General features: G+C 35.9%; 21 protein-coding genes, 1 tRNA gene and 4 pseudogenes. 17 read left to right on the forward strand and 9 right to left on the reverse strand.

The window, feature by feature from the left end; genetic code table 11:
* Positions 1-11 precede the first annotated feature (11 nt).
* From A9G42_RS14655 to aas, 4 genes and pseudogenes are all read right to left on the reverse strand, one after another.
* Positions 12-590, reverse strand: a pseudogene (locus A9G42_RS14655) (mannose/fructose/sorbose PTS transporter subunit IIA); the annotation flags it as partial.
* Between the two features lie 153 nt (positions 591-743).
* Positions 744-1,649 (reverse strand): N-acetylmuramic acid 6-phosphate etherase, encoded by a 906-nt coding sequence (gene murQ, locus A9G42_RS04135; protein ID WP_065582338.1) that lies wholly within the window; start codon positions 1,647-1,649, stop codon positions 744-746.
* The gene (lplT, locus tag A9G42_RS04140) at positions 1,636-2,823 is read right to left on the reverse strand and encodes a lysophospholipid transporter LplT (RefSeq protein ID WP_065587731.1); all 1,188 of its coding nucleotides are present in this window, start codon (positions 2,821-2,823) and stop codon (positions 1,636-1,638) included. The genes murQ and lplT overlap by 14 nt, the downstream gene beginning before the upstream one ends.
* Positions 2,824-2,838: 15 nt before the next feature.
* Positions 2,839-4,980: a bifunctional acyl-ACP--phospholipid O-acyltransferase/long-chain-fatty-acid--ACP ligase gene (gene aas, locus A9G42_RS04145; protein ID WP_065652723.1), complete on the reverse strand. Its 2,142-nt coding sequence runs from the start codon at positions 4,978-4,980 to the stop codon at positions 2,839-2,841.
* Between the two features lie 196 nt (positions 4,981-5,176).
* Here aas and A9G42_RS04150 point away from each other — a divergent pair, with 196 nt between their 5' ends.
* Positions 5,177-6,151: an ornithine cyclodeaminase family protein gene (locus A9G42_RS04150; RefSeq protein WP_065588256.1), complete on the forward strand. Its 975-nt coding sequence runs from the start codon at positions 5,177-5,179 to the stop codon at positions 6,149-6,151.
* A gap of 74 nt (positions 6,152-6,225) precedes the next feature.
* Here A9G42_RS04150 and gpsA read toward each other — a convergent pair whose 3' ends face one another.
* From gpsA to A9G42_RS04165, 3 genes are read right to left on the reverse strand one after another with little or no spacing between them, the layout of a single operon-like run.
* Positions 6,226-7,242 (reverse strand): NAD(P)H-dependent glycerol-3-phosphate dehydrogenase, encoded by a 1,017-nt coding sequence (gpsA, locus tag A9G42_RS04155; protein WP_176700443.1) that lies wholly within the window; start codon positions 7,240-7,242, stop codon positions 6,226-6,228.
* A gap of 40 nt (positions 7,243-7,282) precedes the next feature.
* Positions 7,283-7,750, reverse strand: a complete 468-nt coding sequence (gene secB / locus A9G42_RS04160) for a protein-export chaperone SecB (RefSeq protein ID WP_065582343.1) — start codon at positions 7,748-7,750, stop codon at positions 7,283-7,285.
* Positions 7,751-7,775: 25 nt separating this feature from the next.
* A complete protein-coding gene (locus A9G42_RS04165) occupies positions 7,776-8,216 on the reverse strand; it encodes a rhodanese-like domain-containing protein (RefSeq protein WP_065652724.1) in 441 nt (146 codons plus the stop codon).
* 130 nt (positions 8,217-8,346) lie between these two features.
* Between A9G42_RS04165 and A9G42_RS04170 the strand changes: the two genes are divergently transcribed.
* The 12 genes from A9G42_RS04170 (at position 8,347) to fruA (ending at position 22,629) form a co-directional block, all read left to right on the forward strand.
* The gene (locus tag A9G42_RS04170) at positions 8,347-9,297 is read left to right on the forward strand and encodes a DUF4952 domain-containing protein (RefSeq protein ID WP_065652725.1); all 951 of its coding nucleotides are present in this window, start codon (positions 8,347-8,349) and stop codon (positions 9,295-9,297) included.
* A 226-nt stretch (positions 9,298-9,523) separates the two neighbouring features.
* On the forward strand, positions 9,524-10,933 hold the full coding sequence (glnA, locus tag A9G42_RS04175; protein ID WP_065566349.1) for a glutamate--ammonia ligase: 1,410 nt from the start codon (positions 9,524-9,526) through the stop codon (positions 10,931-10,933).
* A 62-nt stretch (positions 10,934-10,995) separates the two neighbouring features.
* Complete coding sequence (gene glnL, locus A9G42_RS04180) at positions 10,996-12,045, forward strand: nitrogen regulation protein NR(II) (protein ID WP_065642346.1); 1,050 nt, start codon at positions 10,996-10,998, stop codon at positions 12,043-12,045.
* Positions 12,046-12,056: 11 nt separating this feature from the next.
* On the forward strand, positions 12,057-13,511 hold the full coding sequence (glnG, locus tag A9G42_RS04185) for a nitrogen regulation protein NR(I) (protein ID WP_065652726.1): 1,455 nt from the start codon (positions 12,057-12,059) through the stop codon (positions 13,509-13,511).
* 218 nt (positions 13,512-13,729) lie between these two features.
* The gene (locus tag A9G42_RS04190; protein ID WP_065588230.1) at positions 13,730-14,683 is read left to right on the forward strand and encodes a siderophore ABC transporter substrate-binding protein; all 954 of its coding nucleotides are present in this window, start codon (positions 13,730-13,732) and stop codon (positions 14,681-14,683) included.
* 8 nt (positions 14,684-14,691) lie between these two features.
* The gene (locus A9G42_RS04195; protein ID WP_218837756.1) at positions 14,692-15,651 is read left to right on the forward strand and encodes an ABC transporter permease; all 960 of its coding nucleotides are present in this window, start codon (positions 14,692-14,694) and stop codon (positions 15,649-15,651) included.
* Positions 15,641-16,612 carry an iron chelate uptake ABC transporter family permease subunit gene (locus tag A9G42_RS04200; protein ID WP_065652727.1) on the forward strand — a complete coding sequence of 324 codons (972 nt, stop codon included), beginning with the start codon at positions 15,641-15,643 and terminating at the stop codon, positions 16,610-16,612. Before A9G42_RS04195 ends, A9G42_RS04200 begins: the two co-directional genes overlap by 11 nt.
* Complete coding sequence (locus tag A9G42_RS04205) at positions 16,609-17,364, forward strand: iron ABC transporter ATP-binding protein (protein ID WP_065582350.1); 756 nt, start codon at positions 16,609-16,611, stop codon at positions 17,362-17,364. The genes A9G42_RS04200 and A9G42_RS04205 overlap by 4 nt, the downstream gene beginning before the upstream one ends.
* A gap of 189 nt (positions 17,365-17,553) precedes the next feature.
* Positions 17,554-18,558 (forward strand): catabolite repressor/activator, encoded by a 1,005-nt coding sequence (cra, locus tag A9G42_RS04210; RefSeq protein WP_065582351.1) that lies wholly within the window; start codon positions 17,554-17,556, stop codon positions 18,556-18,558.
* Between the two features lie 225 nt (positions 18,559-18,783).
* On the forward strand, positions 18,784-19,986 hold the full coding sequence (fruB, locus tag A9G42_RS04215; protein WP_065588233.1) for a fused PTS fructose transporter subunit IIA/HPr protein: 1,203 nt from the start codon (positions 18,784-18,786) through the stop codon (positions 19,984-19,986).
* Entirely contained in the window at positions 19,987-20,922 is a 936-nt protein-coding gene (fruK, locus tag A9G42_RS04220) for a 1-phosphofructokinase (RefSeq protein ID WP_065652728.1), read from the forward strand.
* A 9-nt stretch (positions 20,923-20,931) separates the two neighbouring features.
* A complete protein-coding gene (fruA, locus tag A9G42_RS04225; RefSeq protein WP_065652729.1) occupies positions 20,932-22,629 on the forward strand; it encodes a PTS fructose transporter subunit IIBC in 1,698 nt (565 codons plus the stop codon).
* 58 nt (positions 22,630-22,687) lie between these two features.
* Here fruA and A9G42_RS04230 read toward each other — a convergent pair whose 3' ends face one another.
* The gene (locus A9G42_RS04230) at positions 22,688-23,263 is read right to left on the reverse strand and encodes a TIGR00730 family Rossman fold protein (protein WP_065652730.1); all 576 of its coding nucleotides are present in this window, start codon (positions 23,261-23,263) and stop codon (positions 22,688-22,690) included.
* A gap of 148 nt (positions 23,264-23,411) precedes the next feature.
* On the opposite strand from A9G42_RS04230, the gene A9G42_RS04235 reads away from it, so the two are divergent.
* A tRNA-Asn gene (locus A9G42_RS04235) sits at positions 23,412-23,487 on the forward strand.
* Positions 23,488-23,659: 172 nt separating this feature from the next.
* Positions 23,660-23,905 (forward strand): hypothetical protein, encoded by a 246-nt coding sequence (locus A9G42_RS04240; RefSeq protein ID WP_065652731.1) that lies wholly within the window; start codon positions 23,660-23,662, stop codon positions 23,903-23,905.
* Positions 23,906-23,953: 48 nt separating this feature from the next.
* On the opposite strand, the pseudogene A9G42_RS04245 reads toward A9G42_RS04240, so the two are convergent.
* Positions 23,954-24,383, reverse strand: a pseudogene (locus tag A9G42_RS04245) (integrase core domain-containing protein); the annotation flags it as partial.
* A 70-nt stretch (positions 24,384-24,453) separates the two neighbouring features.
* On the opposite strand from A9G42_RS04245, the pseudogene A9G42_RS04250 reads away from it, so the two are divergent.
* Positions 24,454-24,679, forward strand: a pseudogene (locus A9G42_RS04250) (transposase); the annotation flags it as partial.
* Between the two features lie 34 nt (positions 24,680-24,713).
* Positions 24,714-24,971: pseudogene (locus A9G42_RS04255) on the forward strand (IS3 family transposase); the annotation flags it as partial.

The following is a 24,971-nucleotide window of genomic DNA, read 5'->3' on the forward strand; positions in this document are numbered from 1 at the left end:
TGCACTAAATTTGCAACTGAATCAGAAACAACAATAATACGGTTAGGATTGGTTGATTTTGTCCATGCTGTTGCAACTTGCCCATGTAATAGGCGCGAATCAACCCGAGCTAAAACGATTTTCATTTTACCCTCACCAATTACTGTTCCTTCAGGAATCGTATTTGCAGTCTTCGCATTGGTAGCGGTTTGCTCTTGTATTTTGACAGTTGTTCGAACGCCTTCTTTACTTGGTTCAATAATTGCGGTAGCGATTTCTTTGGCTGTTTCCATTGAAAAACGGGAAGAATAGGCTTCAATTAACATTGGTAAGTTTAAACCCGCCACAATAGTCCAATTATCATGTTCTCCACATAAATTGTTGGCTTGATTAAATGGCGTTCCACCCCATAAATCTACTAAAAACAGCACTTCACTTTGATTATCAAATGTTGCTATTGCTTCAAGCATCCTTTCTTTTAAACTTTCAGGACTATCACTTGGGTGCAAGGTAACGGCTTTAACATTATCTTGCTCACCAAATATCATCGATCCTGATTGTAAAATACCTTCTGCAAACTCACCATGAGTTGCTAGGATAATTCCAACCATAAATTTTCCTCCAAATTTTATATTAATGACATAATATAAAAGTCTATATAATGAAAATATTGGGTTAGTTTACACCACAAAATAATTTAAGACATATGTGCTCATCACATTTTGAGAGAAAACTTTAATTTCTTACTGTTCATCAATGCAAGGTTAGGTTGTTTGTAGGGCTTGGCGAATAAAACCATGGGCTTGGGTTAGTTTTTTCTTCGCTTGCTCTGCATTTAACCCCGAAAGAATCATCAAAATAGCGGTTTTACAATGCCTGTTACTCTCGGTTAATGTGACAATGGCTTTTTCTCGACTGCAATCGGTGGCTTGCATAACAATGGATATTTGTCGTTCAATAAGTTTGGCATTAGTTGCCTCAACATCAACCATTAAGTTTCCATAAACTTTACCTTGTTTTATCATGCTTGCTGTTGTTAACATGTTGAGAACTAATTTTTGTGCCGTACCAGCCTTCATTCTTGATGAGCCAGTAATTACTTCTGCACCAACAATTGGTGTAATGGCGATATCGGCTAAATTAATCATTGGGGATTTTGGATTACAACATAAACCAATCACTGTTGAGCCGATTAATTTAGCATATTGCATACCACCTATTACATAAGGTGTGCGCCCACTAGCAGCAATGCCAACTAAAATGTCGTTTGAATTAAAATTAATTTTTTTAAGATCATTAGTTGCCAACTCAGGGTTATCTTCAGCATTTTCAACTGCCTTAAGAATAGCCGGCTGACCACCAGCGATTAATCCAATGACTTGTTCTGGCGATGTGCCGTATGTCGGTGGGCATTCACTTGCATCTAAAATGCCTAATCGTCCTGAAGTGCCAGCACCGATATAAATTAATCGGCCTTGATTTAAAAAAGCTTGACTAATTGCATCAACAGCTAAGCTAATATTGGCGAGTTCTTTTTCAACTGCTAGTGCTACTTGCTTATCTTCATTATTTATAATTTTAAGTATTTCAAGCGTTGAACAGCTATCAATATTTTCACTGTTTGGATTGCGACTTTCGGTTACCATTCCTAAAAGATTAATTTGTTGCATGCTTTCTTAACCTTAACCATAACAAAAATATTACGATAGCAAATAAGCTACCAAAGCCAACACCTATAGCAATAACGGACAAATTCAGCGCAACTGCTAATGTATAACCCCCTAACATGACCATCATTGAGGTATACTCAATTAAATTCTGCACAGAAATTACACTGCCAGCTCCCACTAATCCTTTACCTATTTTCTGAATAAAAGCGTTTAATGGTACTAAAAACAGGCCGCCTAGCGCGCCAATGGCAATAAGCAAAATATAAGATGAAATTATATTACTTTGTAATGTAAAAGCGATTACAGCAATTCCCATCATGATACCCGCAGGGATGCAACGTAACGTGTTGTTAATTGATATAAATGTACTTGCTAATCCTGCACCAATAACAATGCCGATAGCAACAATCGCATTGAGATTTGTTGGTGTTGCATTATCATGAATATTTAAAACAGCAGGAACCCAACTAATCAACAAAAACCGTAAAGTAACACCCGCTCCCCAAAACAGACTAGTGCCTAATAATGTCAATGAAAGAAGTTTATTCGTAAAGATGATTTTAACTGTGTTAGCAAAATCCTTTACCATACTATTGGGTTTCCATGAAGTATTTTGTCGTGCGACAGGTAATTTAGGAATAAAAAAGTTAGCAATAACCGCAAGCCCATATAGTAGTACGCAAATAAGTAAAGATGCGCTTACATTAAGATCGGCAATATGTCCACCAGCTAGTGAACCTAGTAAAATGGCGGCAATGGTTGATGCTTCAATTAACCCATTTGCTTTAATCAAATTATCGCCCGAGGTAAGCTCGCCTAAAATTCCATATTTAGCTGGAGAGTATGCGGCAGCACCAATACCAACTAAAAAATAGCCGACAAAGGGGCTGATGTTTAAGCAAATACAAGCGGTACCGAGTAATTTTATGCTATTTGAAATCATCATGGCCTTGCCTTTTGGTATGCTGTCAGCAAATTGCCCAACAAACGGCGAAAGGATGATAAACGGTACCACAAAACTAATTTGTAATACCGATTGGCTCCATTCTGGGTAGTGCAACTTTTTAATAAAAGCAAGAATAGCAAAAAAAATTGCATTATCAGCAAATGCTGAAAAAAATTGTGCCAGCATGGTAGCAACCATGCCTTTATTTAATAGTGAATGTTGTTTCATGTAACACCCTTTAGCTTATTCTTCAGCCATCTTTCGTAAGGCAATAAAATCAATTTTACCTGTACCTAGTAGGGGTAACTCTTTAACCACACGAATATCACGAGGAATAGCTAATGCTGGTATACCAAGTTCTTGAGCTGCTTGATTAAGTAGCTCTCGATCTAATTTTGTCGAGGTAGTAAATAGAACTATCGCTTCACCTTTGGCAACATCTGCTTTCACTGTCGCACCGTGCATTGCATCAGGGTCAATTTTTTTTGCTAAAGTCTCAACACTTTCTAGTGAAACCATTTCGCCCGCAATTTTGGCAAACCGTTTTAAGCGTCCTTTAATTTTGATAAATCCATCATTATCGATAGCAACAATATCACCAGTATCATACCAACCTTTTTTAGACTCCCCATGTTCATCGACTGCAATTGGCTCTTCAAGTACACCAGGGTTTTCAACTCGTAAATAGCCTTTCATCACATTAGGGCCTTTAACTTGCAATTTACCGCCATCACTAATGCCTGGAACGTGAATTAATCTTGAGCTCATACCCGGCAATAAGCGCCCGACGGTACCTGTTTTAAATGCCATTGGTACATTCAGCGATACAACTGGTGCGCATTCAGTAACGCCATAGCCCTCTAAAATACGGATTCCATATTTATCTTTCCACTGTTCTCGTACTGCGTCTGATAATTTTTCTGCTCCAGCAACAACATAACGTAAACGCATAAAATCATATGGGTGAGCGTAACGAGCATAGTTTGCTAAGAACGTTGGTGTGCCAAATAAAACGGTACAATTCTGGTCATAAATAATTTCAGGCACCATACGATAATGTAATGGATTTGGATATAAAAATGTACGGCTACCAGAAAACAACGGTAGAAATAACCCAGCAGTAATACCAAAAGCATGGAATAGAGGTAGTGCAGACATAAAACGATCAGCAGGCGTTGGATCAATAACTGTTCGGATTTGTTCAACATTAGCAAGCAAGCTAGCATGGCTATGAACAACACCTTTAGGATTACCTTCTGATCCAGATGTAAACAATACTAGGGCTTCATCATCACTAGTTTGAGAATGTTTAACTAAGCGTGGGATATAGTGATGAACTAAAACATAAAGTTTGTCTTTAAGGGTTAAAGTTTGGCGTAAATCTTCAAGGAAGCACCATTTAACACCTTTTATTTCATCAAGGAGATAATCAAGTTTTCCTTTGCGAATAAATTTGCGTGAAGTAATGATAGTTTTGATTTCGGCCGCAGTAATTGCACAAATTAACCCTTTGGTGCCAGCGGTATAATTGAGCATTGCTGGAATTCGATTTTTAACCGATAAGCCAAAAATTGTTGCAACAGTAATAGTTGCGTTAGGTAATAAAACGCCAACACGTTCTTTTTTCTGGGTAATTTTAGTAATAATGCAGCTAATACCTATGATTTGTTTTAACAAATTACGATAAGATGCTTCGTGAGTTGTGGGGTCTTGCACCATACGTGATTTAATACCATAACGAACTTGAGCCTCAAGTAGCGCTTCAAATAACGTTAATTTTGGGCGACTTGCCATACGGGCATTCATCATGATTTGATGAAGTTTCTCTCCTGCAATATAACGTTTTTCGCTAGCCTTCGGTGCATCAGGCATAGCAATAGAAGTTGGTTCAAGTACATGAATCGTTATTTTAGGAAATAAACGGCGCTTAAATAGCCCTTTTAAACGGCTGGTTAGTGTAAATTCAGCTCCTTCAATCCAGACAGGCACTATCGTTGCTTGAGAACGAGCTGCAACAAAAGCAGCACCATCATAAATTTTCATTAATGACCCAGTGACAGTAATTCTTCCTTCGGGAAAGATAACTATCGGGCGACCTTTTTCAACTTGGCGTACTAATCGCTTGATTGCCATTGGGTTAAGTGGATCCATTGGCACAAAATCAACGTAACGCTTTGCATAGCGGACTAACCAGTGATTTATATAACCTGCATAAATAGCAAAGACGGGTCTTATTGGTAAAAACACACCAATTAAAATACCATCAAGAAAAGATACATGGTTAGGTGTAATAAGAAGCTTGTTTTGTTTTAAATTGTCAAGATTACCATGAATTTTGACGTGGAATAAAGTCTTTAAGAAAAATTTTAATATTTTAAATAACATCGTATTTCTCTATTAGCGTGCCAAATTGCACTGTGTAATAATAGTTAAAATACATAAAATATACAAGAGATGTAATTATTCTTAGTTTTTATTATATAAATCATTTTGTTAGAAAGTAATTGGAATGATTGACTTGAAAGTTAGATAATAGATACTAAACATAGAATAAATCTGGGAAAACCAGTAAGGAATAAAAATGCTGATTTTAACAGCCAAAGATATTGAAAAATTTTATACCATGAAAGATGCTGTAGCTGCTGATAAACAAGCCTTAAAAATCTACACTGAAGGAAATAGTGATGTACCACTGCGAATCAATTTTGATATGCAAAAAGGTCAATGTTTATTTATGCCTGCTCATATTAAGGATCAAGATATTGTAGGAATTAAGATTGTCTCGGTATTTCCTGATAATTCAAAGCTAGGCAAACCATCAGTACCTGCTCAAGTATTAATGCTAGATCCAAAAACTGGTGAAGTTTGTGCCTTGTTAGACGGTACTTTTGTTACTCAGCTTCGAACAGGTGCTGTTCAAGGTGCGGCAACGGACTTGTTGGCTCGTAAAGATGCTCGTCGTGCAGTATTGATCGGTACAGGTGGCCAAGCGATATCTCAATTAGAAGCAATGTTAACGGTTCGTCCGCTTACAGATGTGGCTATTTTTGATATTGATATACAAAAAGCTAAGCGGTTTACTGATGAGGTAAAATGTCGTTTTTCTCATTATTCTACTCATTTTTATTTTTCACAGGATTTGGATGAAGACATTAGCCAAGCTGATATTATTACTTCTATTACTACATCAAAAGTGGTGACATTTAATGGTGATAAAGTAAAGCCTGGTACGCATATAAATGGTGTCGGTGCTTATACTCCACAAATGCATGAAATCCCTCAAAGTATTGTTGAAAAGGCCGATATTCGTGTGCTTGATACTAAAGAGGGGGTATTTGCAGAGGCTGGCGATATTATTGATCCAATTAAACAAAATCTGGTATCAGAAGATGATTTTCTAGAGTTGGGGGATTTAGTCATCGATCCGACACAATGCCGACAAAATGAGGAACAAATTACGCTATTTAAAACAGTTGGAACGGCTGTACTAGATGTGTATATTGGTTATGATATCTATCTCAAAGCAAAAGAAAAAGGAATAGGTCTGGATTTATAGTAATTGATTTTTGGGCTGGAATGCGATTTTTTTATCAAAAAGTTTTTTAGGTAGATGTGTGTTTAAGTATAAAACTAGCTTTTTAGCTCTTCTTTTTGTGAACGTCCAAGTAATGTCATAGCTGCTTGTTTTGGATCTTTATGCTGATAAAGGACTTGGTAAATTTGTTCAGTAATTGGCATATCTATATGATATTTTTGGGCTAGCAACCAGACTTCTTTTGTATTTTTGCATCCTTCAACAACTTGGGCAATGGCATTTTGAGCTTCTTCAATAGACTTATTTTGTCCTAATAATATGCCAAAACGACGATTACGAGATTGATTATCTGTACAGGTTAAAACCAGATCCCCAAGTCCAGCCATTCCCATAAAGGTTGCAGGATCTGCGCCTAATGCTGCACCTAATCGCATCATTTCAGCAAGCCCACGCGTAATTAATGCGGTTCTTGCATTAGCACCGAAACCAAGTCCATCTGATAATCCAGCGCCAATGGCAATCACATTTTTTATTGCCCCCCCAAGCTGTACACCAACAAAATCTTTGCTGCTATAAACGCGGAAGCTTTTACTGCAATGGAATAATGTTTGCAATTGATTTAAAAAATGTTCATCTGTTGATGCAACCGTTACCGCAGTTGGTAATCCAGATGCGACCTCTTTAGCAAATGTTGGTCCTGAAATCACGGCTAATGGAACTTTATCACCCAAAATTTCTTTTGCTACATCTTGTAGTAATCGACCTGTATCTACTTCCAACCCTTTTGTTGCCCAGACAATTTTAGTATCTTGGCGTAAAAATGGTTTAATTTGAGTTAGAATACTTGCAAAAGCGTGGCTAGGTACCACAATAAGTAAAATTGGAGCGGCTGAAACCGCTGTTTTTAAATCACTTTCGATTTGTAACAGATCAGGAAATGGGATATCTGGTAAAAATTGTCTATTTTGCCTTTCATGCTGCAAAATGGTCATTTTATCTGGGTTATGACCCCATAATAAAGTTGAATGCCCATTTCGTGCCAGTAAAATAGCTAAAGAGGTTCCATAAGAGCCTGAGCCAATTACTGTTATTGCAGCAGTTTTTTTCATAATAACTCAATAAACTTATTGTTAATTGTCTGAAACACAATAATTATTGCAATGTTTCAGTTGGTTCAGCTTGTTGTTGAAGATAATTAATGAATAATGCCTCAAAATTTACTGGCTCTAAATTTACTTGAGGAAACGTGCCTTTATTAACTAAGCTTGACACAACTTCTCGAGCATAAGGGAACAAAATATTTGGGCAATAAGCACCAACACAATGTTGAATTTGACCTTCGTCGAATCCAATAAGTGAAAAAATACCTGCTTGAGTCACTTCACAAATATACACCACTTCCTCTTGTTGCTTTACAGTCACAGTAACGCGTAACGCAATTTCGTACACATTTTCACTTAAAACTTGTGACGATGAGTTTAATTCTATATTTAAGTCTGGTTGCCACTGTTTTGTAAAAATTTCAGGAACATTATTGGTTTCAAATGAAACATCTTTAGTATAAATACGTTGAATTGCAAACTGTGTTTCGGGTTGTTGCGTATTGTTTTGTTCTGTCATGATAAAACCTTATTTTTAAATTATATTATTTTCTAACGAGTGGTAAATTTTCGCCATTCCATCCGGCAATACCGTCTTTTAATGTAAAGACATTTAAGAAACCTTGTTTGACCAGTATTTCACCTATACCTGTTGATGATAAACCATTTTCATCAACCAAAATAACAATGCTTTCTTTAAATTTTTCAATTATTTTTGTACTCGCATTTTTAATATCGATAGGCAAAACATTATGAGATTCGGTGATATGCCCTTTTTTAAAGCTATCGGTAGAGCGAATATCAATGATAACAGCATTTTGCTTATTAATCATATGGATTGCTTGAGCATTATTAATAATTTTAACCTTAGATAGTTTACTTTTAATGGTTAGCACAATAATTGCAATAAACAGTACAATCCAACCTAAAGAAAGTAAAAGATGATTTTTTACAAAAGGTAGTATTTCGAGTGTTATAAAGTCCATATTTGTATGATTACCTAGTCATTTCAATATAAGGTGAGATTATAACGATATTATGCACTGAAATACAGCACCAATAAGAAAATCTTGCTATTTTATAAATTATATTTATTTAATTTTAAGGAATTGACTAATGAAATTGAAACGACTTATCTTTTTGGTGTGTGTCTTATTTTCCATTATTCCTCAGGTATTTGCTGATGATTATTATGAATCTAATAAATTTGATACTCAAACTATTGAAGCAGAATCTTTATTAGCTAATTATTATTTAGAAAATGGTAATTATCATCAAGCTTATGCTGAATATGCTAAATTGATGAAAAGAGATCTTAGTTTTACAAAAAGATTTTACATACAGAATACTCTTGCTTGGTTAATAATAAATGGATATGGCACTAAGCAAGATGTATTTAAGGCAATTGATCTTTATTATGATTCTTATCGTGATTTTAATCGATTTAATCATGATTTGATGATTAGTGAGGTAAATGCAGTACAATATATGAATCAGCAAGAAAAATTGTGGAATTTAATGTTTGTTGATATTGTTTCAAATAGTCATTATGTTTCAGCAAAGCAAAAGTCAGACTTATTTGCCATTTTATTTCCTAATAATCCACATGCATTAACTCAATTTAATAAACAAATTTCTGAGTTAAAGAGAACAAAACTTCGTAACGTAAAAATCAAACATTCAGAATATTTCCCACACTATTACTATGATCCTGATTTGACTTGTCGTGATTTTTTGCGTGAATTTGATGCAGATGCGCCTGATTTCTTCAAATATAATGATTGTATACAAAATGATGAAGGGCAAGGAAAACCTCTTGAAGTTATTTATAAAATTGAAGGTAAATATGCAAAACAAGCACATCAGTATTTAGCTAACACCATGGGAATAGGTGAACTTAAATTAATTTGCTGTTATTTGGGCACGGATGTTTATCCTTCTACATCTTTTGTAAATCCTAAAGATCATATGCTGTATAACGTGGTATTTAGTTCAGAAACGATTAAGTATGACTGGAATAAAATAACTTTTTATTTGAGCGTTGAAGCACTGCGAGAAGATATATAGGATATAAAAATTGATTTTAATTTTTTATACGACCATTTTTGTGCATTATTTTGGTGCTAATTGCATTGTTTTGATGCAACTGTAATATTTATGTTACTATAGCTACTTATAAAGCCACTAAAAATAGAGTTAAAAAATTGGCATTAAATTTGCATTCACTATAGCAACTTGGTAAGAATACCTTAAAAACTGAATAATTATTATTTGTCCTCAATGGAGAAGATACATGTCTACACAAAAAGTTTTATCACTAATTAAACAAAATGATGTTAAATTTGTTGATTTACGTTTTACCGATACTAAAGGTAAAGAACAACACGTTACTATTCCTGTTAGCCAAATTGACGCTGATTTCTTTGAAGATGGTAAAATGTTTGATGGCTCATCAATTGCTGGTTGGAAAGGGATTAATGAATCAGATATGGTATTAATGCCTGATGCTTCAACGGCCGTTATCGATCCTTTTTTCGAAGATGTGACATTAAATCTCCGTTGTGATGTTTTAGAACCAGCGACGCTACAAGGCTATGATCGCGATCCACGTTCAATCGCTAAACGTGCGGAAGATTATCTAAAATCATCAGGTATTGCCGATACTGTTATTTTTGGGCCTGAACCAGAATTTTTCTTATTTGATGATATTCGTTTTGGCTCGCCAATGTCAGGAAGTTTTGTGCATATTGATGATATTGAAGCGGCGTGGAACTCAGGTACTAAATATGATGAAGGTAATAAAGGGCATCGTCCAGGTGTTAAAGGCGGTTATTTTCCACTTCCACCGGTTGATTCATCACAAGATATCCGCTCTGAGATGTGCTTGATTATGGAGCAACTTGGCTTAGTGGTTGAAGCTCACCATCATGAAGTTGCAACAGCAGGTCAAAACGAAATTGCTTGTCGTTTTAACACGTTAACTAAAAAAGCTGATGAAGTACAAATCTATAAATATGTAGTACAAAATGTGGCACACGCTTATGGTAAAACCGCGACATTTATGCCAAAACCGATGTTTGGTGATAATGGATCTGGTATGCACTGTCATCAATCGTTAGCAAAAGATGGAGTCAATTTATTTGCTGGGGATAAGTATGCAGGTCTTTCGGAAATGGCATTATTTTATATTGGCGGTATTATCAAACATGCTAAAGCGATTAATGCATTTACAAATCCCGCAACCAATTCTTATAAACGCCTAGTTCCTGGCTATGAAGCGCCAGTTATGCTTGCTTATTCTGCACGTAACCGTTCCGCATCAATTCGTATTCCTGTTGTTACCAGTCCTAAAGCGCGTCGTATTGAAGTTCGCTTCCCAGATCCAGCAGGTAATCCATACTTATCTTTTGCTGCGCAGTTAATGGCTGGTTTAGATGGCATTATCAATAAAATTCATCCTGGTGATGCAATGGACAAAAATTTATACGATTTACCGCCAGAAGAATCTAAATTAATTCCTCAAGTAGCAGGTTCGCTTGAAGAAGCACTTAATGCATTAGATGCGGATCGTGAATTTTTAACACGAGGGAATGTATTTACTAATGATACTATTGATGCATACATTGATTTAAAACGTCAAGATGTTGATCGTGTACGTATGACTCCTCATCCAGTTGAGTTTGAAATGTATTATAGTTTATAAGGTATTTTAAACGTTAAGCCACCGTACTTGCGGTGGCTTCTAATCAGGACGGGAATCCAACGATGATATTTGATAGTGAACCTGACGCTAATCTTGTTCTTGATTCGATGATTACAAGTATTTTATTACTCGATACAAAACTTAATATTCTCTATGCCAATACGGCTGCACAGCAATTATTAGCTCAAAGTTCTAAAAAAATATTAGGAAGCCACCTGACCGATTTAATTGGTTATTTCTCTTTAGATATTGATTTAATGCTAAGTGCATTAGCTCAAAATCAAGGTTTTACAGACAACGAAGTCAATTTAGTGATTAATAATGAATTACATATTTTATCATTGACAGCTCAACTATTGGGTGGTGCTCGAATTTTAATTGAAATGGCTCCGTTAAATAACCACAAACGCCTTAGCCAAGAACAGTTGCAACAAGCCCAGCAGAGTGCTGCTCGTGAATTAGTTCGAGGCCTTGCTCATGAAATCAAAAACCCACTAGGTGGACTTCGAGGTGCAGCTCAATTATTATCACGAGAGCTACCCAAAAATGAATTGCAAGATTATACAAAAGTTATTATTGAACAAGCTGATAGATTAAAAAAGCTTGTAGACAGATTATTAGGCCCACAACAACGATTGCAACAAAAAGAACAAAATATCCATCAAGCAATAGAACGTATTTATGCTTTACTCTGTTTGGAAAAACCGATCAATATTGAAATTCTGCGTGATTATGATCCAAGCTTACCTGATTTAATTCATGATTCGGAGCAGATCGAGCAGGTGATTTTGAATATTGTTCGTAATGCTTTACAAGCTATTGGTTCTAAAGTTGGCAAAATTATCATTAGGACACGAACAGCTTTTCAGGTTACCTTACATGGTCAGCGCTATCGGCTTTGTGCTCGTATTGATATTGAAGATAACGGACCAGGAGTTCCTATTCATATCCAAGATACCTTATTTTATCCTATGGTGAGCGGCTATGAAGGTGGGACAGGCATTGGTCTTTCTATTGCGCATAATATTGTTGATCAACATCATGGTAAAATTGAATTTAATAGTTGGCCGGGGCATACAGAATTTTCTATCTATTTGCCAATTAGGCAGTGAGGTAAATTAAAATGAATGTTTGGATTGTCGACGATGATAGTTCTATTCGCTGGGTATTAGAAAAAGCATTAACGAATGCAAATTTCAATTGTGTTAGCTTTGCTAGTGGCCAAGAAGTTATTGAGGCATTAGATACACATGTGCAAAAACCCGCTGTATTAATCTCCGACATTAAAATGCCGGGGCTTGATGGGTTAACATTGCTCCATCATGTAAAAGAGCAAATGCCAAATTTACCTGTTATTATTATGACAGCACATTCTGATCTTGATGCTGCAGTTAATGCTTATCAAAAAGGTGCTTATGATTATATCCCAAAACCTTTTGATGTGGACGAAGCGATTCAGCTGGTTGAGCGGGCTATTTTACAAACTCAGAGCAACAAAACCAGTAATAATACGCCTGCAAAAGCATCAGCAGGTATTATTGGCGAAGCTCCTTCCATGCAAGAAGTGTTTCGTATTATTGGGCGATTATCTAAATCATCGATTAGTGTGTTAATTAATGGTGAGTCAGGAACAGGTAAAGAGTTGGTTGCTAAGGCATTACATACTCATAGTCCCCGTTCTCAATCCCCTTTTATTGCGTTAAATATGGCAGCAATCCCTAAAGATTTAATTGAAGCTGAGCTTTTTGGGCATGAAAAAGGGGCATTTACAGGGGCAACTCAAATTAGGCATGGACGTTTTGAACAAGCTAATGGTGGTACTTTATTTTTAGATGAAATTGGCGATATGCCACTTGATGTTCAAACTAGACTATTAAGGGTGCTTGCAGATGGGCAGTTTTATCGTATTGGTGGTTATTCACCTGTAAAAGTGGACGTTCGAATTATTGCTGCAACCCATCAAAATTTAGAAGCAAGAGTAAGAGAAGGTAAATTTAGAGATGACTTATTCCACCGTTTAAATGTGATTCGCATTTTGCTCCCGCCATTGCGTGATAGAGCGCAAGATATTCCAAAGCTTGCTGATCATTTTTTACATACAACAGCTAAAGAATTAGGTGTAGAAAGTAAAGTATTTAGTCCTGAGGCATTAGGTGTTTTATGTAGGTTTAATTGGCCAGGCAATGTGCGTCAGCTTGAAAATGCTTGTCGTTGGGTGACGGTAATGTCTTCAAATCAAGAGGTTTTAGTTCAAGATTTACCACCAGAGTTATTGCCGTTATCTGCTACCAAAACTATTATTACAAATGAAACGATGGCTTTGTCCGAAAATGACTTTTCTCAGCAAGAAGCAGATTGGAAAGTATTATTAGCACAGTGGGCAAAGCAAGCTTTGATAGAGGGTAAAAATGGCATTTTGACGGAGGCAATAAATGATGTTGAATACATCTTATTAAAAAGTGCACTCAATTTTACCCGTGGCCATAAACAAGATGCGGCTTATCTCTTAGGTTGGGGGCGAAATACATTAACTCGAAAACTTAAAGAGTTATCGAGTGATCCCAATAAAGTTTTCTAACTATTAACATGAATTATGCTATCGAATAAATCGATAGCTTTTTAGCCTATTTATCCATTTCACATTTATTTCACTTGTCTCTAATAATATATTGCTTTGTTAAATATATAAAGTTCATTGAACCCTACCTATTTTTTGGTTACAATCATGATGTAAATGATAATTATTATAATCATTGTTTTATAGTTTTTTATTTAGGCTGATAATTAGGAGTTATAATGTATTCATATATTAAAGTGAAATTTTTAGTTTTACTTACCGCATTACTTGTTTTAGTTGGGTGTGACAATAAAAAAGAACCACAAACACCAGCAAATACGATTACTGTTGAACATGCTCAAGGTAAAACAGATGTTCCTGAAAATCCGAAAAAAGTTGTTGTTTTTAATATTGCAACACTTGACATTATTGATGCTTTGAATATTCCTGTCTCGGCTGTTCCTCAATCTGATGTACATTTACCAGATTTCTTATCTAAATATAGCGATAAAGCCTATACTAATGTTGGAACCTTATTTGAACCAAATTATGAGGTATTAAGCTCAATTCAACCTGATGTTATTATTGCTGGTGGTCGTGCAACTGATGCTTATAAAAAATTGAATGATATTGCTCCAACACTTTCTTTAGATATTGATCCGAAAGACTTTTTAGGTAGTTTAACCCAAAGAACAGAGCAATTAGGCACTATTTTTAATAAACAAAACGAAGCTAAAAAACTTATTAATGATTTTAATCAAAAAATTGAACAGCTAAAACCAAAGACAAGCGCCGCAGGTAGTGCATTAGTGATTATGGTTAATGGTGGTAAAATGTCGGCTTATGGTCCAAAATCTCGTTTTGGTTTTGTGTTTGATCTACTTGGTTTTCAACCTGCAACCACCTTCCAAGAAGCTGGTCGTCATGGTAATGCGGTGACCTCTGAATTTATCTTAAGTGTTAATCCGCAGTGGTTGTTTGTGTTAGATAGAGATAGTGCAATTGGTAATAAAGAAGCACAATCTGCACAGCAAGTACTAAACAACGACTTAATTCAAAAAACAGCAGCATGGCAAAATAAACAAATTATCTATTTAGATTCAACTTCAATGTATATTGCAGGCGGTATTCAAACTTATAGCCGTTTGATAGATCAAATTCGTGAAGCTTTACAAAAAACATCAACGAATTGATGTAAAACATGATTAAGTCCTTTTATATTATTGCAGGCATTTTCATTTTATTGATAATGACTGCAATAAGTTTATTTATTGGCGCTGGGCATGTGACGCTATTGGAACTATGGTCTGATAGTAACATGCGCGAGATTTTTTTTGTCAGCCGCGTGCCAAGAACTGTCGCTTTATTATTAGCGGGAAGCGCGATGAGTGTTGCAGGTTTAATTATGCAACTGTTAACACAAAATCGATTTGTTGAACCATCTTTGGTGGGTACAACGCAATCAGCTAGCCTTGGTTTATTAGTTATGATGGTTTTAGCGCCTGGCGCAAGTGTTATGGCTAAAATGGTCGTTGCTAGTTTGTTTGCTATGATTGGTACAATGATTTTCATGGCAATTTCTCGAAAAATAATTTTTAAATCAGCTTTAATGGTTCCCCTGATTGGTATCATGTTAGGGGCGGTTATTAGTGCAATTACTACGTTTTTTGCCATGTATTTTGATTTATTACAATCACTTGGTGGTTGGGAATCGGGTGATTTTTCAGGGATTTTGCAAGGTCGTTATGAATTATTATGGCTAGTTGGTGGATTGACGTTACTCGCATGTTGGAGCGCAGATCAATTTACGGTAGCAGGATTGGGGCGTGATTTTTCGATCAATGTAGGGCTTAATTATCGTCGTGTTATGCTGATTGGGCTTATTGTTATTGCATTAATTGGTGGTATTGTCGTTGTCGTAGTGGGTGTTTTACCATTTTTAGGATTGATTGTGCCAAATATTGTTAGTTTATTATTGGGTGACAATGTTCGTAAAACTATTCCGTGGATCTGCTTGTTTGGTAGTGGTTTAGTTTTAATGTGTGATATTATTGGGCGTGTTATTCGCTATCCATTTGAGATCCCTGTTAGTGTGATTCTTGGCGTAATTGGCGCTATTATTTTTTTAATATTATTGAGTCGAAAACGCCATGTTAGTTAGCCAAAAACGTCATAAGTTGTGTCAAAAAAGAGTTTTTCTGTTGTTTATTATTGCACTAATTAGCGTAACTTGTTTTATGACCTTTGGTCTTAAAGGTAATATTAGCTATATTTTGAAGCATCGTTCATGGATTGTGCTCACTATGATAGTAGTTGCTTTTTCGGCAGCAACATCAACATTACTTTTTCAAACCGTTACCAACAATCGAATATTAACCCCATCTATTATGGGATTTGAATCGCTTTTTGTATTAATTCAAACCATTGTCATCTTTTTTATTGATTCACAAGCTATTCCCTATATTGGTATTATTGGAAAATTTGTATTTGAATCACTTTTATTAATCTTATTTTCTCTATTTTTGTATCGAGGTTTGTTTACTAAACTCAAGCAAAATTTACATTTAGTATTATTAATTGGTATCATTTTAGGCACATTATTCCGTAGTTTTTCTAATCTATTGCAGCGACTAATGACACCAACTGAATTTGCTGTGTTACAAAGTCGTATTTTTGCGACATTTACACGTGCAGAACCAGTATTGATCATCTTTTCATTAGTGATTGCCTCAATTATTGGTGTCGTTTTATGGCGAATGCGATTTAAATTTGATGTGCTTGCGCTGGGACGCGATAATGCAATAAATCTAGGGATTAATTACCATAGAAGTATCACGATTGTTTTATTGCTTGTCTCGGTTTTGGTATCGATATCAACGGCTTTAGTGGGTCCATTTACTTTCTTAGGTCTTTTAATTGCTAATTTAGCTTATAGTGTTAGTGGCTCTAGCCAGCATCGTTTTTTACTTCCTACCGCTTTTTTATTAGGCGTTATTTTTCTAGTTGGTGGACAAATGTTTTTAGAGCGAGTGTTAAATATGGTTGGAGCATTATCTATTGTCATTGAATTTATTGGTGGTTCTTTGTTTATCTTCTTATTATTGAAAAAGGTTCAAAAGTGATAAAAATTGAGAATGTTTGTAAAAATTATCAAACAATACCTGTATTGCAAAATGTTAATGCGACAATTACACAAGGTGGCATTACTGCTATCATTGGTCCAAATGGGGCAGGTAAGTCAACGTTACTATCAATTATAAGTCGACTTTTATTAGCCGATGAAGGGCAAGTTAAAATTCAAAATATGGATGTAGTTAATACACCAAGTGATAAGCTTGCTACCTATTTATCTGTATTAAGACAGGAAAACCGTTTTACCAGTAGATTAACTGTTTTTGAGTTAGTCGGGTTTGGGCGCTACCCTTATACCAAAGGGCGCTTAAATGCTGATGATTATAACCATATTCATCGTGCACTTGATTTTTTAGATCTTACTGAATATAAAGAGCGCTTTTTAGATGAATTATCTGGCGGACAACGGCAACGTGCTTATGTTGCCATGGTACTTTGCCAAGATACTGAATATGTATTACTTGATGAACCACTCAATAATCTCGATATGAAACACGCTGTTACTATGATGAAACAATTGCGCCGTGCTGCTGATGAACTGGGTAAAACCATTGTGATTGTTATTCATGATATCAACTTTGCATCTGTATATTCAGATTACATTTTAGCCATGAAAAATGGCGAGCTAATATACCAAGGCAGCCCACAACAAATTATGAATTCGACTATTTTAGAAGATATATTTGATACGCCCGTCAAAATTGAAAATGTTCATGATCAAAATATTGCTATTTATTACTAATGATTAATGAACTTATCATTTTTGGTAAGATCTAACTAAATCCTATTTTTTGATTAGTCATTTTTATCTTTAGGCTTTTTGTATAAAACGTAAAATACAGCTAACTTGTTGAGTAGTCATTAGAATCAGTATTTACAAATTATTTTGATTCAGGTTAAATAACTAACTATATTTAGTTGGGATTGTGTTATGAAATTAGAACAAATCGCTCTCTTGGCTGGTGTCTCAACAACAACAGCGAGTTATGTGATCAATGGAAAAGCCAAAAAGTACCGCGTGAGTGACAAAACAGTTGAAAAAGTCATGTCGGTGGTAAAAGCGCATAATTACCAACCTAATGCTGTAGCAGCAGGGCTTAGAGCTGGTAAAACACGTACTATCGGTTTTATTATTCCTGATTTAGAAAACAATAGTTACACCCGCATTGCCAATTATTTAGAACAACTAGTAAGAAAAGAGGGATATCAATTATTACTCGCGTGTTCTGAAGACAATCCACAAATCGAAAAAGAGTGCGTCAAACATCTTCAGCAACGCAGGGTAGATGCTTTGATTATTTCATCATCATTCGTTTCTGCTCAGGATTATATTTTTTATGATGACTGGCAAAACGAAAAGATTCCATTATTCGCACTCGATAGAATATTATCCATATCTAAATTTAGAAATATTGTAGGTGCCGATAAACAAGATTCTAAATTACTGGCTCAAGCATTTAATAACTTTGTAGAAGATTCGGTAGTTTATATTGGGGCTTTGCCCAACTTATCGGTTAGTCAACTTCGTTTAGATGGTTTTAAAGATATTCAACTTAATAATTGTAGTCAAATTGATTTTTTATATGCAAATAATTATAGTCGTCAAGATGCTGATTTTGCCTTTAGTCAATGGTTAGAAAACCATGAAATGCCTAATGGCATTTTTACGACTTCTTTTTCTTTATTACAAGGAAGTATTGATGCAATTTTAAGAAAATTTGGACATCTACCCGAAGCTTTAACGATTGCTACCTTTGGTGATAATGAGTTATTAGACTTTTTGCCATGTAAAGTCATATCGCTTTCACAAGATCACAAAGAAGTTGCCAATGTAACAATAAAACTGTTTTTAAACTATCTGCATAACGAGAATTATCAATCAGGTACGACAATAATTCCGAGGCGATTGATCTATCGAGGTAGCTTAAGCCGTTAAGATATTGATAGACACCAAACGCTATATTGGCTCTAAAACAGTTTAAATTTTAAATAAAAAATAAGATCCAGATCACAAATTATTGATCAATAGAAATAATTTATTTGATAATTAATATTAATTTATTCATTATTGCTGAAACGATTCAATAATGTTAATTCAAGGATTTATATTTGCTGAGTCATTTTAGTCGACCCAACATTTTAACCCAGAGGTATTTATTATATGTTTCATTTAGTTAAAGAAAATATTCATTTAAATGAGCAAGCTACAAATAAAACAGAAGCAATAAAGAAAGTTGCATCGGCATTAACCCAAGCAGGATATGTTGAAGATGGTTATGTTGATGGCATGCTTGAACGAGAATCTCAAGCAGCGACATATTTAGGTATCGGTCTTGCTATTCCCCATGGCACAACTAAAACTCGCCATTTGGTGAAAAAAACAGGGGTGCAAGTATTTTGTTTTCCTAATGGTGTTGAATGGGGGGATGATGGTGAAAAGGCCTATCTTGCAATTGGTATTGCAGCAAGTTCTGATGAGCATTTAGAATTACTTCGTCAACTCACTCATGTGCTTGGCGCTGATGGGGTAGAGGAACGAATCAAAAAAATTCAATCGGCCGATGAAGCAATTGCCATTTTAACTGGCAAAACAAGTCCAGAAGAGAGTCAATTTACTGTAAATGAATCTGCATTATTATTGGATATTCCTGCTGATAGTTTATCAACACTACAAGCATTAAATGCATCACGTTTAAAACAGCAAAATGCAGTCAATGCAAGTTTTATTGCTGATGTATTAGATAATAAACCAACTTACCTAGGCGAGGGTGTTTGGTTAAATGATAGCAAAGAAGGTAATTTAAAAAATGCGATGGCGATTAGCCGTACCACGAGTAATCTTAATGAAGATGGTAAGCCTGTTAAGTTACTTATTACAATGTCAGTTGTTGATGATTCTGTTTCTGAAATTATACATCACATTGCCACTTTAGCTTTTAATCAAAAATTAGCGTTACTATTATCAGCAAATACTGATGGGCTTATCAATCTTCTTTTATCTGGTTCTCAAACTGTAGGATCTGATGAATCAGAAATTCAATCAACCTCTCCAAATGAGTCGGCTATTACCGAATCAAATAATGAATCATTAAGTCGTGAATTTATTATTCCTAATGAGAATGGTTTACATACTCGCCCATCATCCGTTTTAGTCAAACTCGTTAAAGAATTTAACAGTAAAGTAACTGTTGCTAATTTAGATGGCAAAGGCGAGCCAGTGAGTGCAACGAGTTTAATGAAAATTGTTGCATTGGGTGCCAAAAAAGGCAGTCGATTAAAATTTACCGCCGTTGGCGATGATGCGGCTCAAGCACTTGATGCTATTGGTAAAGCGATTGAAAGCGGTCTAGGTGAGGGTGTTTAAATGACTTATCGTATTGCAACAATCACCTTAAATCCTGCTTATGATCTTTTAGGTTTTTGCCCAAAAGTGGAGCTTGGTGATGTTAATTTAGTCCAAACCAATGCGTTACTTGCTGCTGGCAAAGGCATCAATGTGGCTAAGGTTTTGTCTGATTTAGACGTTCAACTCACTGTCGGTGGGTTTTTAGGTAAAGAAAATCGTGATGGCTTTAATTTATTATTTAAATCATTAAATGTGGTTGATAAATTCGAAACAATTGCGGGGCGTACACGTATTAATGTTAAATTGACCGAAGAAAGTAGTGAAGTAACAGATCTCAACTTTTCGGGCTTTACTATTAGTGAGCAAGACTGGCAAAGCTTTGTAAAAAATTCTCTTGAATGGTTAAAAGACATTGATATGGTTGCTATTAGCGGTAGCTTACCTGCTGGAGTATCACTTGATAAATTTACAAATTGGATGGAACAAGTTAAAGCGATTTGTCCAAAAATTGTATTCGATAGTAGTCGAGATGCATTGGTCGCAGGATTAAAAGCAAAACCATGGTTAATCAAACCAAATGATAAAGAGCTCGAAATGTGGATAGGTCGTAAATTATCGACATTGGATGATGTAAAAAAGGCTGCTATGGAGTTAGTTAATGGCGGCGTTGACAATGTCATCATTTCGCTTGGAAGTAAAGGTGCATTATGGGTCACTAAAAATGAAGCATGGTTAGCAAAACCACCTAAATGCCAAGTAGTTAGTACTGTGGGTGCTGGCGATTCAATGGTCGCTGGTTTAATGTATGGTTTAATCACTGAGCAATCAATTAAAGACACTTTAGTCTTTGCATCAAGTGTTGCGGCTCTATCGGTTGGACAGGCTGGTGTTGGCATTGCTGAGCGCCAAGCTGTAAATAATATGCTAGAAAAAATTGAAATAATTGCTGCATAAGGAGTATTCATGAATATATATATTATTGAAGGTAGTCATGCAGGTCCAGTTAATGGACGTTTAGCTAAAGCAGAATTAGCTTTAGCGGCAAATGCCTTAAATTTAAACATGGTTGACACTGCTGTATCGGCAGACGTTATTGTTGCTGTCGGTTCGGGAACCATAAGTGATAAATCTGTGGTTGGCAAAAAAGTGTATGTCGTTGAAGACTTAAATCAACTTTTTGCTAATCCAAAACAGATTTTAACTGATGCACAAAGTAAAGCAAGTGTCTATGAACAATCTACTGAGGTGGCACCAACAACAACGCCAAGTCATGGTGTAAAACGTATTGTTGCTGTTACGGCTTGTCCAACAGGTGTTGCTCATACTTTTATGGCGGCAGAAGCCATTGAAGAAGAAGCCAAAAAACGCGGTTGGTGGTGTAAAGTCGAAACTCGTGGTTCGGTTGGTGTCGGCAATGAATTAACACCAGAAGAGGTTGCTTCTGCTGATGTGGTAATTGCTGCTTGTGATATTGATGTTGATTTAAGTAAGTTTACTGGCAAAAAACTATATCGTACTAAAACTGGTCCAGCACTTAAAAAGACCGCCCAAGAATTTGATAAAGCATTTGAAGAAGCAACAGTTTATCAACCGACAACAAGCGCTTCAACAGCTAAATCAAGCAATGAGAAAAAAGGCGTTTATCAACATCTATTAACTGGCGTATCTTATATGTTACCAATGGTAGTTGCAGGTGGTCTAATTATTGCACTTTCATTTGCCTTTGGTTCATTTGAAATGGTCGATGGCGTGCAAAAGTTAATTGGTGAACCACACTTAGCACAAGTTGGAGGGCTTGCTTTCTCACTTATGGTGCCACTGCTTTCGGGGTATATTGCTTATTCCATTGCTGATAGACCCGGGCTTGCTCCAGGGCTTGTCGGTGGATTACTAGCAGTCTCGACCGGTGCAGGATTTTTAGGTGGTATCATTATTGGTTACTTTGCTGGTTACCTTGCACACTCAATTACAAAGTATTTACCATTACCGAACACTTTAGAAGCATTAAAACCAATCTTAATTGTGCCTCTATTTGCAACATTAATTACTGGTCTTGTGATGCTGTATATTGTGGGTACACCAATCTCATGGATAATGAAAATTGTAACGGAATGGTTAAATTCAATGGGTACAGCAAATGCAGTTATTTTAGGGGCAGTTTTAGGTGGTATGATGTGTACTGATATGGGTGGACCAATTAATAAAGTTGCTTATGCATTTGGTACTGGTCTAATTTCCTCTCAAGTTTATGCGCCAATGGCAGCCGTTATGGCAGGCGGTATGGTTCCTCCTTTAGCGATGGGGATAGCAACTCTAATTGCTAGCAAGAAGTTTGCTAAAGCTGAACAAGAAAGTGGTAAGGCGTCTTTGGTATTAGGTTTATGCTTTATATCAGAAGGCGCAATTCCATTTGCTGCGCGCGATCCATTACGTGTTATCCCATGTTGTATCATTGGGGGAGCAATTACAGGTGGTATGGCATTAGCCTTTGGTTCAACATTAATGACACCTCATGGTGGATTATTTGCTTTAGCTATTCCAGGTGTGGTTAAGCCAGTTGGTGGTTATTTGTTATCTATTGTTGTTGGTGCTGTGATTGCTGGCGTGGCATATGCATTTATTAAACAACCAGAGCAAACTGAAACGACAGCTACGGCCTAATATCTAATTATATAAATAAAAGCGCCATCATCTGATGGCGTTTTTTATTGTGAATAAATTATTTTTTAACCCAACGTTGTAAATCTTTGGCAATAAAGTTATCTATTTTTTGTAGTAAAGATTGCGAATTTTCCGAAACAATTAATGTTTGATAAAAACTATCTCGAATAAAGCCTTCATCCACAGCATGCTGTAAAAAATTAAGCATGGGTTGCCAGAATCTCATTACATCAAACAATGCAACGGGTTTTTCATGATAACCGATTTGCATTGCTGTCCACACCTCAAAAATTTCTTCTAGTGTGCCTGTTCCGCCTGGCATGGCAATAAAGCTATCAGCAAGCTCTGCAAGTCTTGCCTTGCGTTGATGCATATTATCAACTATTTCCAAACGTGTAATACCATGATGAGCAGTTTCAGCTTCGACTAAACGTTTTGGAATAATACCGATGACCTTGCCGCCATGCTCTAATACTGAATTGGCAATAACCCCCATTAAGCCTTTATTACCACCGCCATAAATTAGGCGTCGATTTTGTTCAGCTAAAGTTTTACCTAATAGTTCTGCTTGTGTACGATATTCAAAGTGGCTTCCATCATTAGCACCACAAAAAACACAAATATTTTTTTTCATAAATTTTATTCTACCCGATATGTTATTTTCTTACTATTTTAGCACAGCAATCACTTTATTTGTTTACAAGCTGAGCAGTCGGTTGTGTTTAGTGTTTTAGATATTGACATAATCGCCATAGATCGTTAATATTTCACCCGTTAAGTGTTCCTCCATAGTTCAGTCGGTAGAACGGCGGACTGTTAATCCGTATGTCACAGGTTCAAGTCCTGTTGGAGGAGCCATTCATCGAATTTTTATAGCCTGTTTATAGCAGGTTACCTATCGCATAATCATTTATATCAAATTATACAAATTTATTTCCAATAATATTAAATAGATAGATTTTAGAAATTTAATGTTTTATAATCGATTGGTTTTTTTATAACCAGAAATAATTAAAGAAAAGGAAATAAAATGAAGAAAACATTAATTGCACTGACAACATTTGCGTGTTTCTCAAATCTTGCTTGCGCTGAGACCAATGGATTTTATTTAGGCGGGCAATTAGGTGCTACTATTTTAAAAGTGAGCGACATTGAAGATACTTTACATTATAGAAGTCGTATAGTAAAAGACGATATTTTCGACTCAATGCATAAAACTAAATTAGCAGGTGCTTTAAATTTAGGTTACAATCTTTATGATTATGGCGTGTACTAGCTCAAACCTAATCTGACAGTTACCAGTTTTTATTGGGTGTCTGTCAGGTTAAATCTGGTTCAGATTTTTTTCTTCCCAGATCCGTTTTCTATCAAGCAATGTTTTCATTGGTGTTCGACCACAGCACATTTTTCCTGATGAGTTCGTTCATTATTGTCATAATGCAGCCAATTGTCCAGATCTGTTTGGAGTGTTTCTAAATCTGAATAGCGCTTTTTACGAAATGTCACCATATAAAACTCATGTAAAATAGTTTTATGAAAACGTTCGCAGATCCTATTCGTTTGTGGCGACATAGCTTTTGTCTTAGTATGGTCAATATCATTAATCGCCAGATAAAGTTGATAATCATGCTTTGCAATAGTGCCAACGCCGTTCCTCTATCGGTTAATATTCGACGCATTGGCAAATGATGGGCATTATAAAATGGTAAGACCTTGTCATTGAGTAAATCGGCTGCTGTAATTGGCGTTTTGGTGTAACTATCCCCTAAAATAGTACAGCAAAAAAGTAGAAAATTCTCTCTGATAAAAGTAAAAGAGGATTTAATGATGAAAAAAATGACTGAACATCAAATCGTAGCTATTTTAAAAGAAGCTGAAGCGGGTATTCCCGTTAAAGAACTGTGCCGTAAATATGGCATGGGTAATTCAACTTTCTATAAATGGCGAGAAAAATACGGCGGAATGGAAACGTCGGATATTAAACGCTTAAAAGAGCTAGAAGCGGAAAACCGCAAGCTTAAACAGATGTTTGCCGAACTGAGCTTAAAATCCCAGCTTCAGGAAGAAATCATAAAAAAGCTTTAGTGCCCACCAAGGCACGTAAAACGTGGGCACAGCAACTACAACAAAATCATTCGGTTACTATTGTTATGAGTTGTGCTATTGTTGGCTTAAGCCGTTGTGCTTACTATTATCAACCTAAGTTGCAGGATGACTCGGTGATTGTTTCGGTGTTGAATGCTATCACAGACCGGCATTTACGCTGGGGCTTTCCTAAATGTTTTAATCGTATCAGAAAGCTCGGCTATCAATGGAATCATAAACGGGTATATCGGGTGTAT

The organism is Gilliamella sp. Nev6-6 (assembly GCF_001690605.1).
Classification (GTDB): domain Bacteria; phylum Pseudomonadota; class Gammaproteobacteria; order Enterobacterales; family Orbaceae; genus Gilliamella; species Gilliamella apicola_C.